The sequence below is a fragment of the Paenibacillus sp. MAEPY2 genome (assembly GCF_000499205.1).
Taxonomy (GTDB): domain Bacteria; phylum Bacillota; class Bacilli; order Paenibacillales; family Paenibacillaceae; genus Paenibacillus; species Paenibacillus vandeheii.
In genome coordinates this window covers 12,996-28,998 of the sequence record NZ_AWUK01000013.1, presented here as the reverse complement: position 1 = coordinate 28,998, position 16,003 = coordinate 12,996, and the positions used below count along the sequence as shown (strand labels likewise).

The window sequence follows — 16,003 nt, the reverse complement described above, 5'->3', positions numbered from 1 at the left end:
ACATTTTGAGTACACAGTCATCTTGGGGTGAAGGAGACTTTTCCCGTTTTATTTGTACAGCCAACCATGGCTTTGCGCCATATGCTCAAGAGGAATTGCGCCGCACGTTTGGTGCAGTCAAGAGCACGGTACTCGTACCGGGTGAAATTCTGCTTGCCGGTCTTCCGATCGCGGAAGAAGAGGTAGCGATTAAGCTGTTGCAAGAAAACCCGACGTTTTTACGTCATATTCAACCTGTTCAATTTCAGGAAAATACCGAAGATTCAGCGCAAGCGATGGAAAAATTGATTTCATTTGTACTGAATCATACCGAGTTAACAGGTACTAAAGTTACATTACAAGTTCGTAAAACCGAAGGGTCCTTCTGGCAGGAGAACGCTGTTTCTTTGAAACAACTGCTGACCGAGAAGCTGGATGACCTTGGCTGTGAGTGGGTTGTCCGTGATGCGGATCATGTTATATCTGTCTTCGTTGCAAATGACATGTTATATGCCGGCGTCTCCAGACCTGATCAAAATCTGTCGGACTGGAGTGGTGGAGCCGTTCGTTTTCAGAAGGAAGAGGGGCAAATCTCGCGGGCCAAATTTAAATTGCTTGAAGCGGAGCAGACGTTTGGTATCGACTTTACTTCTTTCCACAAAGCATTGGATATTGGTGCTGCACCTGGTGGTTGGACCTCTTTCCTGCTTGAACGCGGACTCGAAGTTACAGCTGTTGATCCGGCCAAGATGGATGCGACTCTGTTGGAATCGCCCAAGCTGACCTTTTTGAAAAAAAATGCAGGTGATGTACGCTTCCGCGAAGGGGAATTTGATCTGCTCGTATGTGACATGAGCTGGAGTCCCAAACTGATGAGCCGTCTGATATCGGACCTGTTATACAGCCTCCAGTCGGGGGGAACAGCGGTTGTGACAGTGAAGTTACTGCACAAAAAGCCGCTTGCGCTGATTAAAGAAGTCATCGACACATTTGAACGCTCACGGATGCAGATTCAACGCTCCAAACAGTTGTTTCACAACCGTGAAGAAATCACGTTATATATGATTAAGTATTAAGTCATTAATGGCATTAAATTTTATGCTTTACAATACCTAATTGCCTATACTATAATGATACCAATATTAACCATAACAAGTTGAGGGAAAGCATCCCGAAGTGAACGAGTCCGGATATCCGGTCTGTTCCGCTTCGGTGAAGCTTTCCCTTTTTTGTTATGCATACAAGGAGGAGTCTATATGAGACATCCGGCCAGGCTAGAGCGTGGAAGCCTGCTGGGAGCAAGATACCGTATCGTGTCCATTCTCGGTTCGGGTGGAATGAGCCATGTATATGAAGCAGAGGATTTGAAGTTGCCTGGCAAAACCTGGGCGATCAAAGAAAGCGTGACGGCATTGCCATACGAGGGCAGTATGGAGTCGGAAGCTGCTCTCCTGACCTCTCTGCGGCATCCCAGATTGCCGCAAATTGTAGATTTTTTTGTCCCGGATGAGCACGGGTATACGTATCTTGTGATGGAATACATTGAGGGATTGACTCTCAGTGACTATTTCAAGCAATGTCGCGGGAAGATTCCGCTTGAACATATGACGGAGTTTGCGCTTCAGCTGCTGGATGTACTAAGTTATTTGCACAGTCTGGACCCACCCGTCATCTATAGGGATTTGAAACCATCCAACATTATGATTACACCGGAACATGAAGTCAGACTGATTGATTTTGGGATAGCACGGAGTTATAAAGCACAAAGCGTCGATGACACGGTTAAATTGGGGACAGCCGGATTCGCTGCACCGGAGCAATATGGTTCGGGACAGACGGATGCCCGTTCTGATCTGTATGGGCTTGGAGCATTGCTGCTCTATCTCATGACATGTGGAGCTTATACGGAATGGATTCAGGGAGTAGAAAGTTCCATTCGCAGTGATGTTCCACGTACCTATATTCCTGTTGCGAGAAGGTTGCTGCGACTGAATCCGAATGAGCGCTTTCAATCTGCTGATGAAGTTCGTAAAGAACTGCTGCGCAGACCGGGAATAGCGGCTGGTGGTTCAGAAACAACGGTGACGATAAGCGGAGGGACAAGAGTAATTGCTTTGACAGGCGCATCATCCGGAGTTGGGGTTACGCATACGGCCATAGCCATCAGTCACTATCTGGAGCGGCAGAACTTCAAAGTGGCCATAATCGAGATGTCGCCACGTTCTCAATCGTTTGCACGAATTCAACAAGTGGCGCATGCCGGTAAACCCGTGCCAGCAGGCAGACAGTTTGCCGTGGATGGTGTGCACTACTGGAAACAATCAGGACGCGCAGACATCCTGTCTTTGCTAGGTGGTAGCTATCAGTTCATTATAATGGATCTGGGCAGTGGTCAGGACCAGAACCGTCTCGAAGAGTTTCTCAGAGCCGATCTGCCCATTGTTATAGGTTCCGGTGCGGAATGGAGGCAGGCTGAGATTGGATCTTTTGTCCGTTCTCACAACCGGTACCCGAGAGACAAATGGATCTACTGCCTGCCGCTTGCATCTGCTGATGCCGTTCAGCGCATGCGCAAAACGTTGGACACTTCCAGTGTCTACGGTTTGCCCTTACATATTGATCCCTTTGATCGCGAACCTCAGATGGATAAGGTTTTTGCTCATATTCTGACTCATATGATGGGGCAGCTTCCCAAGAAACGTTCATTTTTTGCAAGAAAAAGAGTACATGATTAGAAGAGATTGCGAAAGGAGAGCCTCTTTTGTCTAAATTAAGAAAACAAAGCCGTCAACTGATCTATGCTGGACTGACGGGAGCGGGAGCGATTGGTCTATTGTTTGGGGCATATGTCATTTACAATGTCAAAACCATGAGTGATACGAGGTCTGAAGTGGAGGCCCGTTACTCGTCAGCTTATGAACAAAAAGAAGCTGAATTGATGCAACAGTGGAACTCAGGGGCACAGGGATGGGTGACCGTACGGGATGTTGAAGCAGGGGAGCCGATATTGCCTGAGGACATCAAACTCATTGCAGTTCCGGATGCACAGGCACCAAGGAATTTGTGGTCCAGCTCCAAGCAGATGGATGGTCAAGTGGCAAAAATAGAATTAAAAAAAGGAACAGCCATTACGACTGAAATGGTGTACGAGGATAGCCCGGCACCGCCGGATTTAAGAAACCGTGAACTACAGGTCGTTTTATTGCCATCTTCACTCGTCAAAGGAGATAACATTGATATTCGTATTCAGTTTCCAACGGGTCAAGACTACATTCTCCTGTCCAAAAAGAAAGTCGAAAGATTAAATGCAGCTACCCTATGGATTACGATGACAGAGGAGGAAATCCTGTCCCTTTCAAGTGCAATTGTAGATGCCTATTTACATAAAGCTTCAATCTATGCCTTAACCTATGTAGAACCACAGTTCCAGACCCCAGCGATCCCGACATATCCTGCCAACAATGAAGTGTTAAAACTGCTGGAGAGTGATCCTAATCTAGTGCGTCGGGCTGAAGTGGAGTTAGCACGGCAAGTACGGAGTTCGCTAGAAAGCTCACTCGCCGCATCCATGTCAGCGCCATCCCAAGGCGTGGAGCAGGATGTTGCACAATCCTCTGTCTCTTACAATAACCGTCCTGGAGCGAATAACTCTTCTTCTGCGGATGGTGTCATCTGGAATGATGGTTCAGGCAACGCAGGAACGACAGGCAATGGGAGCGATAATGGTTCAGCGTCAGCTTCGAGTGCGGATGAGCAGAAGAGCTTGCTGACGGGCGGAGAGTAAAATATGCAGGGAAATCGATTAATAATTCATATAACAGTGAGTATTGGAACTTTAAGGAGGCTTTGATAGCTATGCAAACATGGATTTTTGCCGGGCTATGTGAGAAGAATGACCTGATGCTGTACCTTTGCAAAATACTGGCAGCCTCCGGTAAACGTGTCTTGCTTGTTGATGGAACATTACAGCAGAAATATGGATATGGTGTAGGTGAAAGTCAGCAATCTCTGCGTATTACAGAGTTTGAAGGTTTTGATATCGCCTGTCAATTCGTAACTTCAACAGCGGTTGAGAGCCATCTTGAAGCAAGTGGCGAGAAATTGGAGACCTATGATTACGTTCTTTACGACATGGAAACATCCCACTTTGCATCCCGTGATCTATGGCTCACGGCAGATATCCGTGTCTGGGTCAGTGATTATGAACGCTACAATCTGGAACGGGGCAAAGGCTGGCTTAATCGGTTGCTGGAAGAGCAGTCCCTGCCAGCAGAACTGCCGTTTCAGCGCATCTTGATCAATGCTGTTGATTGCAAACTGGAAGCTCGATATTTGTGGGCATATCTGGAAGGTAGTCCGTTTGTATGGACAGGTGAATCGCTAATGTTGCCTTGGGATGAACTGACTGCGGCAGTCAAACTGGAAAACGAGCACCATCGTCGAATTCGCTTGGGGCCATTGTCACGGAACTATAAAAAATCGCTATGCAGATTAGTGGAGCAGTTGACCGGGTGGGAAAATGTCCAGAGTCGCCGGGCCATGAAAGAAGCAGAAAGGATGAGGGCATGAGCACCATTACGTTTTGGAGTCCTTTTTCAGGAACAGGCAGCACCTCAAGTGCGTTAATCGGTGCCTATGCGATGGCACTTCAATATAGGACAAGAATTTTGCTCGTAAATACAGGTCCAGTCGGGAGCAGCACGGAAGCTGCCCTTCCACCCAAAGAAATAGAGGACATGGGTTCAGTATTCACATTTGAGGAGGGGGGATGGGATGCTGTAGAACGGCTGCATATAAGCGGGAGCCTGAACAAGCATAATTTGAGAGATTATACGAAACCACTCCTTAAAGACCGTCTGGATTTATTGACTGGCAGAATTAACAGGTTGGAGCGTACCTCTCAAGAGCATGTGGAGACATTAAAAAGGCTGCTGGATGTAGCCAATGAATACTATGATCTCGTTCTGCTGGATGCAGACCGCGCAGGCACAAGTGCTCAGATTCTGCTGGATCAAGCTGACTATGTTGTGGTGAACCTGAATCAAAATATGAGGGACCTGGAGCATTTTTTTGAAAAGATCAGACCTGAGAGTATGAGTGATCAGAAGCTGCATGTCGTACTGAATAAGTATGATCCACATTCACGCGCAACCATTACCAATATTCGTCGGCGTTTTCGATACAAGGGTTCGATATCGGTGTTACCGTATACCACCGGATTTCTGGATGCCTTCAATCGTCGTGATGCGGCCGCGTACTTGCAGTTGGAAGGTCTTAGCAACCATAAACACATTCGTAAAGGGAGCTTTGCCGCAAGTATGGCTGAACTCGCTCGCCTCATTATGGACGGCGCAGGAATGCGTACCGTACTAAAGAGGTTGGAAAGGGGAGCCTGAACCTCCGATGCTCTGGAATTCCCTATGGTTAATATTAATTTTGCTGTTATGTCTTGCATATGTTTGGTTCAAATATAGAGCTTCTTATCGTGAAAAGAATAGCCGTGCTCCTGAGCGAGAATCCTTCACGATTGAAGTGCTGACAGAGAAAGTAAAGACCTCACTTCATGAGCTTAGTCATAGCCAACTTGCTGATGCCGGGTTGCATGAAGAAGAATATCGTCGAAGAATCAATCAGCGCGCAGAGATGCGCAAGGCTCTTAAAGGTTGTGTATCAGGAAGCATCAGTGACAAAACGTATGTCAAAAATCTGATCGGTGATCTGCTCACTCGCAGCATAGGACTGAACAAGTCAAATATCGATGAGGTCATTTATTTTGGAGAAACGGAGTTACTGACGATTCAGGATCAATTCGAAATCGTGTTTTATCTATATCGGCAGCAATTCGGTGTCGATGCCTTGTCGCGCATGATTGATACTTATGACCTTGGCAGACTGAGGCTGGATGAAAGTGCAGATGACGGAGGGAGTTATTATATCTCCGAAGAGGACATCCGATATGTGTTTGAGTGTGAGTATAGAGAGCTTGGATTTAGAGAAAAAACAGATATCATTGTTCAACGCATCTATCAACATTATAAAGGTTTCTCGGTTGTTGATGAAATAAGAGATCAACGGATAGATGGTGTTAGTGGTGGTGTTAGCGGCATGCTGGATGCAGTTCAGGATATGGGGCTACGACAGCCAGCTTCGTGGAACGATCTGTTGGAGGATGGACTTGAAGATGCTCCCCTCGAAGAACCACTTAGCGGAATGGAAAGTGTCTGGATCTTCTATAAAGGTAAGTCTATTCATATGTCCTTCCTGTCATTTGGCAGTATCCGTGAACTGAAGAGGGTATGTCAAAATATTTATAAATACAACTATCCGGGACAGCTTTCGGAAGCGAATGGGTACAAAGTGAACGAGATGAAGGACGGATCACGTGTCGTTGTTGTCCGACCTCCCTTTGCCGAATCATGGGCATTCTTTGTCCGGAAATTCGATATTCCCAATGCTTCACTGGAGCAGTTGATTACCGGAAACAACGCAGATCTGCCCATTACTTTGCTGCAATATTTGATGAAAGGCAGTCGAATAACAGCTGTAACTGGTGCACAGGGGTCGGGTAAAACGACGCTGCTTATGGCAATGGTGAAGCATATTTACGCTTCCTATACGCTGCGTGTACAGGAGATGGCTTTCGAGCTGCAGCTGCGGCGTATATACAGTCGTCGTAACATTCTAAGCTTCCGGGAGACGGAGCACATTTCAGGTCAACAAGGATTGGATTTACAGAAAAAGACGGATGGTACTGTTAACATTCTCGGTGAGGTTGCAAGTGACGAAGTTGCTGCCTGGATGATTCAGATGTCCCAGGTTGCCAGTCTGTTCACCCTGTTTACCCATCATGCCAAAACGTTCCGTGATCTGGTCTTCTCCCTCCGCAATTCACTGCTCAAAACAGGTATGTTCCAGCATGAACATATTGCTGAGGAGCAAGTAGTTAGCGTCATTAATTTCGATGTACATATGAAGAAGGATGCTGAGGGTCGAAGATATATAGAACGAATCACGGAATGTCTGCCACGTGCGAATAAAGGAGACAGCGTTGAAGAACGGGCGGGTTTTACGTTTCGCAATGTAGTCGAGTACAGGGATGGCAATTACGTCGTCACAGCTCCAATCTCAAATGGCAGTATCACAGATATTCGGGATCAGATGACACTACAGGACGCTGCGCTGTTCGAACAATTCATCAAGCAATATTGGGGTGAACCCTATGACCGTTAAGTTAGTTCTTCTTTTGGTGCTGGCGATATGTGCAGGTGGTCTGCTAATCACGCTACTTGTACTGAATCTGTTACGTCATAGAGGAGGTGATACTGCTAGTAAATCCATAGGGATCGCTACACTGAACGGAAATCGTACGGTGCGGTGGGGAACGTTCCTGCTACAGTCTTATCGCTGGGGCATGAAAGTGCCGCTGCTCTCTGTTTATATTTTACAAGTACAGAAACGAATCTCATATCGACATGTTGGCGACGAACCAGCATTAAGACGAATGACGATGAGTGTGGTTCTAATTATTTTCGCAGGATACGGGAGCATCAGTGTAATCCTGTTCCTTATGCAGCCGGGTATCGCCTTTGTCATATTGTCTGTACTTTGCGCTGTAGTTCTGAACAGTCTTGTGCTGGATATGTGTCTGAATCGTATGGAGAAGCGACTGTTGGTACAGATGCTGGATCTGTTTGCCGACGTGAGGCATCGGTATCATCAGCATGGAATGGTAGAGGAAGCACTGTATGAAGCAGCTGAAGCAGGTAAAGGAGAGGCTGCGGAGCAAGTGCTGTTGATCTATGAAGCATTGACTTCTCCGGACCCGAACGAAGCTTTGGAACGTTACTATGAGATTGCACCTAATCGTTTTCTTAAGGGTTTTGCCGGTATTTCATATATGGTGATGGAGTTCGGGGATAAAGACAGAGCACAGGGTTCGATTTACTTGAAAGGTCTGGGGAATCTGACGCAGGAAATTCATCTGGAGATTTTGCGGCGGGACAAATTGGACTATCTGTTAAAAGGGTTAAATATCATTGCCCTCGCCCCCGTTCTGTTCACAGCTCCAATTGAACGCTGGGCCAGAGGAAGTTTTCCGACTATGGATGAATTCTATCGCAGCAAAATCGGGTTTGTTACCAAAATTTCAATCTATGTCATTATCATACTTGCCTACTTGCTTTTGCAAAGACTGCAGCAATATGATGAAACCCGATATCGGACCGGGCGCAAACACTCCAGGATTGATCAGTTCTTATACAAGCAGACATTCATCCGTAAAGTCGCGATGTTGTTCGCGGCCAAACCTGGTAGTACCAACTATAGTCAAACCGTAAGACTAATGCGGGAAAGCAGTTCGGAACTGAAATATGAATGGCTTGCAATACGAAGGCTGATGTTATTTGCAAGCTGTTTTGTCCTGACCATTGGCTGCGTCTTTCTGCTGCATCAGGTTGAACGAAGTCATATCTTACATGATCCTGTGAGAGATGACCGGATGTTTGGCGCGATGGGAGAGGCGGAACTGAAGCAGGCTACGGAAAAGACAAGCTTGGATCAAGCAGTACTTGAAAGCATCGAAATGAAGCGTGGAGCAACTTATGATGAAGTCTCCAATGCATTGCAGTCCATGAATCCCGTGCAACTGGATCATGATACACAGAATGAAACTATTGCACGCATCCTGCAGAAGCTGGAAGTATACAACAAGCAGTACCTTCACTGGTGGGAGTTAATTATTGCGATGGTGATAGGTATAGCGGGTTATCACATGCCGATCTGGCTCATGCTGTTCCAGCGCAAGATGCGCAGTATGGACATGAAACATGAAATCTATCAGTTTCAGACGGTGATCTCGATCTTGCGGGAAATGGACCGTATGTCTGTCGAGGAGATGTTGGAATGGCTCAATCGCTTTGCAGTCATTTTCAAAAGGCCGCTGCAAAAATGTTTGTTGCATTTTGAACATGGGCCGGAGCATGCACTTGAACAATTAAAAGAGGAAGCAGGTTTGCCTGAATTTCAGCGTCTGGTGGAGAAACTGCAACTTGCACTCGGGAAAATTTCAATTCGGGAAGCTTTTGACGATCTGGATAGCATGATGGCCTTTTATTTTGAACAACGTAAGCAGGAATATACCAAGATGATTGATATCAAAGCATCCTGGGGAAGAATGATCGGATTTACACCGATGTATGCCCTGATCTTTCTCTATCTGGTCATTCCGTTGGTAGGTATGAGTTTCCTGCAAATGAACATTTATTATGAACAGATTCAGAAACTGTAACGATCATGTACGTCACAGTCTGAAATAAATTAAAAACAATATATTTAGGAGGATTTATCATGAACAATGCATCAAGCGCTTTAAAGGTGGCAGCAGGCATCTTTCTGACCATCGCCCTTATTACAATTGTAGTTTTGTTGTTTATTTCGGCTCAGGAGGCGACCAAAACGGCACAAAACAATTTTGCCGATATCCAGACCGAGTTGTCCCAAGCTGCATTTACGGTTTATGACGGAACTACCATTAGCGGATCACAGGTTACGAACGCGTTGCGTAAATATGCGGACAAGGATCAATTCGGGATTCAAGTTATTACAGGTAAAAATAAAGGAGGACAATGGTATGGTAATCAGTTAAACATTTCCCAGGATCTCAATAATGCGGATTATGGCTCTGTTATTAAACCTGACGAGAAAGTGGGCGTTATCAACCAGACCATGAGTGAAAAAGATAATCAGTATGTCAATCCAAGCGGTAAATTCAAAGCAATTATTGTAAAAGACAGATCCAATGTGGTTAGAGGGCTTATTTTCCAGCAATCCTGACAGGAGTTGGTTTAAGATGTCCCAGAATACACAGCAGCTCATGTTGTTCTGTACGGCGGTTGTCCTTTTTGTGACAGCCTGCCTGTACGGGCAGAAAAATGTTAGGGTTCTATCAGACGCTCTGAGTCACAGGGTGCAGACGACAGCAGAGATGGAAGGGCGGCTGACCACTACTTTACGCATCAGTGAACCAACCCGTTATAGTGGTGCTGAGGTCATACACACTGTGAGACAAATGACAGGGACAATGGTCAGCGTAGAGGTAGACGGGAATGCATACGTCATTGATCCCCTTGTAAACAGAAGAGCAACCATACCTGTCCTGCTTAGTGCTTCGTATAGACCTGAGTTCATAAGAAGTGAGGCTGGTGAACTGCTGAAGATTGCATTTTGGAAGGAGGCCAGTACACCTTGATTAATGCCGCATCCAAGCTGCTAGCAGTTTTGCTGGCAGTGATTTTGCTTTATGTATACCCGGCAGCCGAGACTGCGGATCGACAGGATGACATGGCACGAATGACCGTTGTTCAGACGGTTACACGTTTTGTTGATGCGGTCAGAACAAAGGGATATATTTCACCTGGCATGTATGCAGAGTTTGAAGAGCAGATGGCTCGAACGGGTAACGCCTATGAGATTGCCATGGAACATTCGCACAAAAAATATGTACCTCATTATTCAGATCCGATGGATCAGAGTACATTCTCAGGAACCTATGAAACTGTGCAGGATGGCTATTATTCAGCTCAGATCAAAGCAAAGCTGTTTCCTTCTTCTGGTTTGCTGGCTTCAGACGATCCAGGGCGTAGATATACACTGGCAATGGGTGATTTCTTCACAGTAACCGTCAAAAATACCAATCGTACACCTGCCATGCTGATTCGTGAGTGGTTGAACGGGTCTGCGCAGGCTGCAGCGGTGTTTACCACATATGGAGGTATGGTGCTCAATGAAGATTACTGATCTTTCCATTGTGTTTGTGCTTATCTTTTTACCTATATTTTGGGTTATATCTCACAATACAAACAATGCCCAAGAGGCTCAATATTTAAGCAATCGATATAAGATGGCACTTCATACTGCTGTACTGGATGCAGGGGCTGTGATGCATCAAAATGAGAAGCAAAACGATGAAGCAGGGTATGATTCGACCAAATTTGTTAAAGCGGACAAAGATCTTGCTTTGACTACGTTTACCCAAACCATGGCACTAAATATGGGGATTCAGGATGATCCTATTGCTATACGAACCATGTTTAATTACATTCCTGCAATAGTCGTGCTGGATTATGATGGTTACTATATTTTGGCGAACGAAACAGAAATGACCGGTAACCTTGAAGATACATTCCGACAGGTTTGGAGTCCCAAAAAGCCCTATACATATTCGGATTCAAATGGTAGCAGTATTAACTTCACACTCGATGGGTATGTATATGCCTATGATGCAGACTTGGGCAAGTGGGTGGAGGGTTTCCAGAAAGAACTGGCCTCCGTCACACGTATCCCTCTTCTTCAAAATGCAGAGACGTTTGAGCAGATCAGACGAAGCCGGATCGTGACAAGTGTGCAGGAAGATTTAGCAGATGTAATTAACAGGCATAATGAGTTTGCGAGAAAGAATGGTGTTTCCTATACCTTTACGATGCCTTTGATTTCTCAGGAAGACTGGTACAACTCGATTAATGACACGGGGCTTATGGCTTTTATCCAAGGAATACCTGTAGGTAACCAAAAAACTAACAATTATGCCATTGGTGGTGGCAGACTGGTGAAGAAAACAGCGATTGTTGGCGGAGTTGATCCGTTGAGTGGAATCAAATATTATTACCCTTCTACCTGTAACAATGGTTACAGAGCGGAAGAAGTGTTTACATATGCCAAACAAGCGGCAGCGCAAGGTTATTTTGAGTATAACTGTTCCACGAATTAATGGCAGTTTGTTTGTAATATAAAAGCAAGATTGCATGAGATGTTTACATTACTTTCAGAAAAGGCAACACCTGTGCTAAAATAGGGTTTCGGAACGATAGTAATGTCCAATAGATAGGAGCAACCTCATCTTATGAGTTTATTGTCAGTAGAGAACGTGAGTCACAATTTTGGAGACCGCACGTTATTTAAAAATGTATCTTTTCGTTTACTTGCCGGAGAGCGTGTAGGCCTTGTTGGTGCAAATGGTGTGGGCAAGTCCACACTGATGAACATCCTTACCGGGAAATTGTTAAAGGACGAAGGGAAGGTCGAATGGACCCCCAAAGTTCGTTATGGATATCTGGATCAGCATACCAAGCTCACGCCAGGAAAAACGATTCGTGACGTGTTAAAGGATGCGTTTCTGCCCTTGCTTGAGTTGGAGAAAGAAATGATGTCCATTACGGATCAGATGGCAGACGCCGATCCGGACAAGCTCGAATTGTTGCTGGAAGAAATGGGTGACATTCAGGAGCAATTGGAGCAAGGTGATTTTTATCTGATTGATGTGAAAGTGGAAGAGATGGCGAATGGACTTGGCTTGTCCGCCATCGGTCTGGATCGTGACGTGGCTGCGCTTAGTGGTGGTCAACGTACAAAGGTATTGCTTGCCAAGCTTTTACTCGAGAAACCCACTGCTCTTCTTCTGGATGAGCCGACGAACTATCTCGATGTGGAACACATTGAATGGCTGACGCGCTACCTGAAGGATTACCCGTACGCGTTTATTCTGATCTCACATGATACGGAATTTATGAATGAGGTCGTTAACGTTATTTATCATTTGGAATTTGCCAAGTTGACGCGTTATGCAGCCAACTATAACAAATTCCTTGAAATGGCTGACATGAATAAGGCCCAACATATTGACGCTTATGAGAAACAGCAGGAGTATATCAAGAAGCAGGAAGATTTCATTCAGCGGAACAAAGCCCGCGCTTCCACTTCCGGTCGTGCCAAGAGCCGTGAGAAGCAGCTCGGTAAGATTGAACGGATTGATCGTCCAGACGAAGCAGCCAAACCCACGTTTAATTTCAAGGATGCCCGAGCGAGCAGTAAAACGGTCTTTGAGGGTATTGATTTTGAGATTGGATATTCGTATGCATTGTTGCCCAAAATGACGATGACGATCGAGCGTGGCGAGAAAATTGCTATTGTTGGATGTAACGGTGTAGGTAAATCAACACTGCTCAAGACCATTTTGGGGAAAATTCCACCTCTCAGTGGTAAGACTTTCTTGGGTGATTATTTGGAAACAGCGTATTTCGAACAGGAAGTACGTGCAGGTAATATTACCCCGATTGAAGATGTTTGGAATGAATTTTCTCATCTGACACAGAATGAAGTCCGGGGCCATCTCGCACGTTGTGGATTGAAAAATGAGCATATCACCCGTCCGCTTAACGCGCTTAGTGGTGGAGAGCAAGCGAAGGTTCGTTTGTGTAAGCTTCTGATGCGTGAAAGTAACTGGATTTTGTTCGATGAGCCTACGAACCATTTGGATGTGACGGCCAAAGCAGAGCTGAAACGTGCCTTGCAAGAATTCAAGGGTACCGTGCTGCTTGTATCCCATGAACCTGAATTTTATGAAGGCTGGGTAACCAAAACGTGGGATGTTGAAGCTTGGTCCGAGAAACAATAGTTTCTTTAAACCAGAAAAGCTACTTCGATAACTTCATTGTCTTCAGCAATGGATAAACAACGTAATAATTGGAAATGTAACGGTGACAAAAAAAGGTGTCTATGGTAACATAGGCTACAGCTTCATATGAACACTAGGGGGGCCGCACGATGCGGCTGAGATGGAAGAATGCGATTCCGGACCCTTTGCACCTGATCTGGATCATACCAGCGTAGGGAAGTGGCGCGTTTCAGCTAATGACAAAGGGCGTTATCGTTGACTTTGCGATATTGCCTGCAAGATGAATCATGCGGTTTCAGGTATACTACGTTGCGACTATGGATCGTTTTTATAGTTGGTTATACGTTATGTATAGAGTAATTGCATGTGACAGTCATTCAGTTGATCATGAATTTTAAATTCGTGGCCACTCCCCTACGGGAGTGGCTTTTTTTGTTGTTTTATATCAGCTTAATGCACGCAAGAGGAGGGCGAACAGGACGGCAATCTTCCATGAACATGTAACAACACAATCATTCGAACTGCATCTGGTTTCACCAGGTAAGGGAGACATGGACTCTTTTCTGGATACGGCTAAGAAAGTGTGGCGATGGGTCGATTATATCCACATTCGGGAAAAAAGGCTGACCCTTGAGCAGCAGATGTATTGGGCGCAAAGTCTAGAAACACAAGGTGTTCCATCTAAACGAATCGTTATGAACGGCTTAGATCAGCTGGCTCAACAAGCGTGGTTGGGTGGTGTGCATTGGGGTCAAGCAGCTATTCAAGGCTATGATCTGGCTGAGTTAAATCGACTGAACCGGCTTCGTGTAGGCGTGTCGGTTCATTCTCTGAAAGAAGCAAAAGTTGCAGAAGAACGTGGAGCGGATTATCTCTTTTACGGGCATGTATACGAATCCAATAGTAAACCGAATTGCGAACCTAGAGGACTTATTGCGTTGGCTGAAGTATGCTCCAATGTTTCGATTCCAGTGATTGCAATTGGCGGGATTAGACCGGAGAATATCAGGGCTATTCGTACTGCGGGTGCCAAAGGTGCTGCGGTAATCTCAACCATTTGGATGAACAGCAAGCCGGAGCTGGCTGCCGCTTCATTGCGGCAGGCAATCAGGGATTCAGAGAACGCCGAACCGAGGAGCTGAAAACATGAGTGAGGAAGCAAGAAGCCGGAGCAGGAATCGTTCAGGTTATCATCCAGGGACAGTATCCAGGAGTAAAGTTGGAGCGGAGATTCGTGGCAAGCTTCATGCAGAAACCATTATTGTAGGCGGAGGAGTTATCGGATGTGCCATTGCATGTGAACTCGCAACTCGAGGCCATGACGTTCTTTTGGTTGAGCGTGCGCGGATCGCCGGGGGGACTTCCTGTGCAGCTGCCGGGATGCTTGCTGCGGACAGCGAGGAATTCACTCATGCTGTGATGGCGAAGCTTGCGCGGCAGAGTAGAGCATTACTTCACGAGCAGAAGGAGCGAATCCATTCACTTAGCGGAGTGGAAATGGGTTTGCAACAGCATGGATTTATTACTCCTTTCCGTTCATACAGTGAGGTCAGCAGTTACAAGAATAACCGATCGTCTTCCTTATCTACAGAACATATTTGGTGGGATCGTGTGGCTGTCCAACAAGAAGCATCATGGTTAAACAGGGATACGTATGGCGCATATTACAGACCTTCCGAGAGCGAGGTTCTTCCTGTCAATCTAACGCAGGCTTATGTCAGATCGGCTCAAGCCCTGGGTGCCAGGGTGATGGAAGGTGTGCAGAATGTCTGTTTGCGTACGGACATGAATGGAGTGCAAGGTATTGAGACTTCAATTGGAACAATGACATCGAGAAATGTCATTATCGCTACAGGGTTACAAGGCGAAGAATTGATGAGACAAGTGAGCCTTGGTGTACCTGTTTTGCCTGTGAAGGGTGAAATTGCAGCGGTGCAGTTCTCACCCCACCATGTCGGTTACAGACCTGACAAAACGGTGTATGCAGAGGATATATATATTGTTCCCAAAGCGAATGGAGAAGTGTGGATTGGTGCGACAAGTCTTCCTGGAAGAACAGACATGAAGGTCTCCGTTCAAGGCATTCAGAAGCTGCTTGCAGCCGCGACAAATTGGGTGCCTGGTTTGAAGGAAGCACATTTTATCCGAGCGTGGGCGGGAGTACGTCCTTCGACTCCGGATGGGTTGCCTTATGTGGGTGTTTGTGAAAGTGTTCCGGGTTTATTCGCTGCTTTTGGACACTATCGTAATGGCATACTGCTTAGTGCGATCACGGGCAGCTTAATGGCTGACTTAATTAATGGTAAAACCTCGAAAGAGCTGGGTATTCAGGACCTAAGTCCGGAACGGTTAAACCGAAAGGAGATATTGCAGTGAAAATCATTGTCAACGGACAAAGCATGCATATTGAAGATCGTTTAAATCGTGTGGACAAATTACTCCATTCGTTTAATCTGCAAGTGAAAACCGTGGTAGTTGAATTGAATCGGCAAATTTTAACACGTGAATATCATGAAACGACAACGTTAAGAGACGGAGATCGAATTGAAATTGTACATTTTGTGGGAGGCGGTTGAA

15 protein-coding genes and 1 riboswitch are annotated in these 16,003 nt (G+C 45.8%); all 15 genes read left to right on the top strand.

Annotated elements, in window-relative coordinates; all coding sequences use genetic code 11:
* Positions 1–5 precede the first annotated feature (5 nt).
* Positions 6–1,055 carry an SAM-dependent methyltransferase gene (locus P364_RS0112085; protein WP_024630382.1) on the top strand — a complete coding sequence of 350 codons (1,050 nt, stop codon included), beginning with the start codon at positions 6–8 and terminating at the stop codon, positions 1,053–1,055.
* 180 nt (positions 1,056–1,235) lie between these two features.
* Positions 1,236–2,714: a serine/threonine protein kinase gene (locus P364_RS0112080; protein WP_024630381.1), complete on the top strand. Its 1,479-nt coding sequence runs from the start codon at positions 1,236–1,238 to the stop codon at positions 2,712–2,714.
* A gap of 26 nt (positions 2,715–2,740) precedes the next feature.
* Positions 2,741–3,763: an SAF domain-containing protein gene (locus P364_RS0112075; protein ID WP_024630380.1), complete on the top strand. Its 1,023-nt coding sequence runs from the start codon at positions 2,741–2,743 to the stop codon at positions 3,761–3,763.
* A 71-nt stretch (positions 3,764–3,834) separates the two neighbouring features.
* Positions 3,835–4,548, top strand: coding sequence for a hypothetical protein (locus P364_RS0112070; RefSeq protein WP_024630379.1), 714 nt, complete (start codon positions 3,835–3,837; stop codon positions 4,546–4,548).
* Complete coding sequence (locus P364_RS0112065) at positions 4,545–5,375, top strand: ParA family protein (protein WP_024630378.1); 831 nt, start codon at positions 4,545–4,547, stop codon at positions 5,373–5,375. The genes P364_RS0112070 and P364_RS0112065 overlap by 4 nt, the downstream gene beginning before the upstream one ends.
* Before the next feature lie 7 nt (positions 5,376–5,382).
* On the top strand, positions 5,383–7,209 hold the full coding sequence (locus P364_RS0112060; RefSeq protein WP_024630377.1) for an ATPase, T2SS/T4P/T4SS family: 1,827 nt from the start codon (positions 5,383–5,385) through the stop codon (positions 7,207–7,209).
* Entirely contained in the window at positions 7,199–9,265 is a 2,067-nt protein-coding gene (locus tag P364_RS0112055; protein WP_024630376.1) for a hypothetical protein, read from the top strand. Before P364_RS0112060 ends, P364_RS0112055 begins: the two co-directional genes overlap by 11 nt.
* A gap of 59 nt (positions 9,266–9,324) precedes the next feature.
* The gene (locus P364_RS0112050) at positions 9,325–9,810 is read left to right on the top strand and encodes a hypothetical protein (protein ID WP_024630375.1); all 486 of its coding nucleotides are present in this window, start codon (positions 9,325–9,327) and stop codon (positions 9,808–9,810) included.
* A gap of 16 nt (positions 9,811–9,826) precedes the next feature.
* Complete coding sequence (locus tag P364_RS0112045) at positions 9,827–10,225, top strand: hypothetical protein (RefSeq protein WP_024630374.1); 399 nt, start codon at positions 9,827–9,829, stop codon at positions 10,223–10,225.
* Positions 10,222–10,773 (top strand): hypothetical protein, encoded by a 552-nt coding sequence (locus P364_RS0112040; RefSeq protein WP_024630373.1) that lies wholly within the window; start codon positions 10,222–10,224, stop codon positions 10,771–10,773. Before P364_RS0112045 ends, P364_RS0112040 begins: the two co-directional genes overlap by 4 nt.
* Positions 10,760–11,743: a hypothetical protein gene (locus P364_RS0112035; RefSeq protein WP_024630372.1), complete on the top strand. Its 984-nt coding sequence runs from the start codon at positions 10,760–10,762 to the stop codon at positions 11,741–11,743. Before P364_RS0112040 ends, P364_RS0112035 begins: the two co-directional genes overlap by 14 nt.
* A 132-nt stretch (positions 11,744–11,875) precedes the next feature.
* Positions 11,876–13,426 carry an ABC-F family ATP-binding cassette domain-containing protein gene (locus P364_RS0112030; protein ID WP_024630371.1) on the top strand — a complete coding sequence of 517 codons (1,551 nt, stop codon included), beginning with the start codon at positions 11,876–11,878 and terminating at the stop codon, positions 13,424–13,426.
* Between the two features lie 125 nt (positions 13,427–13,551).
* Positions 13,552–13,661, top strand: a riboswitch (TPP riboswitch).
* A gap of 187 nt (positions 13,662–13,848) precedes the next feature.
* The gene (locus tag P364_RS0112025) at positions 13,849–14,568 is read left to right on the top strand and encodes a thiamine phosphate synthase (protein WP_328285956.1); all 720 of its coding nucleotides are present in this window, start codon (positions 13,849–13,851) and stop codon (positions 14,566–14,568) included.
* 4 nt (positions 14,569–14,572) lie between these two features.
* Positions 14,573–15,802 (top strand): glycine oxidase ThiO, encoded by a 1,230-nt coding sequence (thiO, locus tag P364_RS0112020; RefSeq protein WP_024630369.1) that lies wholly within the window; start codon positions 14,573–14,575, stop codon positions 15,800–15,802.
* Positions 15,799–16,002 (top strand): sulfur carrier protein ThiS, encoded by a 204-nt coding sequence (gene thiS / locus P364_RS0112015; protein WP_024630368.1) that lies wholly within the window; start codon positions 15,799–15,801, stop codon positions 16,000–16,002. The genes thiO and thiS overlap by 4 nt, the downstream gene beginning before the upstream one ends.
* Position 16,003 lies beyond the last annotated feature (1 nt).

Coding starts and splice junctions, on each gene's coding strand:
- P364_RS0112055 (WP_024630376.1), top strand. CDS start 7,199: ATGACCGTTAAGTTAGTTCTTCTTTTGGTGCTGGCGATATGTGCAGGT.
- P364_RS0112035 (WP_024630372.1), top strand. CDS start 10,760: ATGAAGATTACTGATCTTTCCATTGTGTTTGTGCTTATCTTTTTACCT.
- P364_RS0112080 (WP_024630381.1), top strand. CDS start 1,236: ATGAGACATCCGGCCAGGCTAGAGCGTGGAAGCCTGCTGGGAGCAAGA.
- P364_RS0112045 (WP_024630374.1), top strand. CDS start 9,827: ATGTCCCAGAATACACAGCAGCTCATGTTGTTCTGTACGGCGGTTGTC.
- P364_RS0112060 (WP_024630377.1), top strand. CDS start 5,383: ATGCTCTGGAATTCCCTATGGTTAATATTAATTTTGCTGTTATGTCTT.
- thiO (WP_024630369.1), top strand. CDS start 14,573: ATGAGTGAGGAAGCAAGAAGCCGGAGCAGGAATCGTTCAGGTTATCAT.
- P364_RS0112065 (WP_024630378.1), top strand. CDS start 4,545: ATGAGCACCATTACGTTTTGGAGTCCTTTTTCAGGAACAGGCAGCACC.
- P364_RS0112030 (WP_024630371.1), top strand. CDS start 11,876: ATGAGTTTATTGTCAGTAGAGAACGTGAGTCACAATTTTGGAGACCGC.
- P364_RS0112070 (WP_024630379.1), top strand. CDS start 3,835: ATGCAAACATGGATTTTTGCCGGGCTATGTGAGAAGAATGACCTGATG.
- P364_RS0112050 (WP_024630375.1), top strand. CDS start 9,325: ATGAACAATGCATCAAGCGCTTTAAAGGTGGCAGCAGGCATCTTTCTG.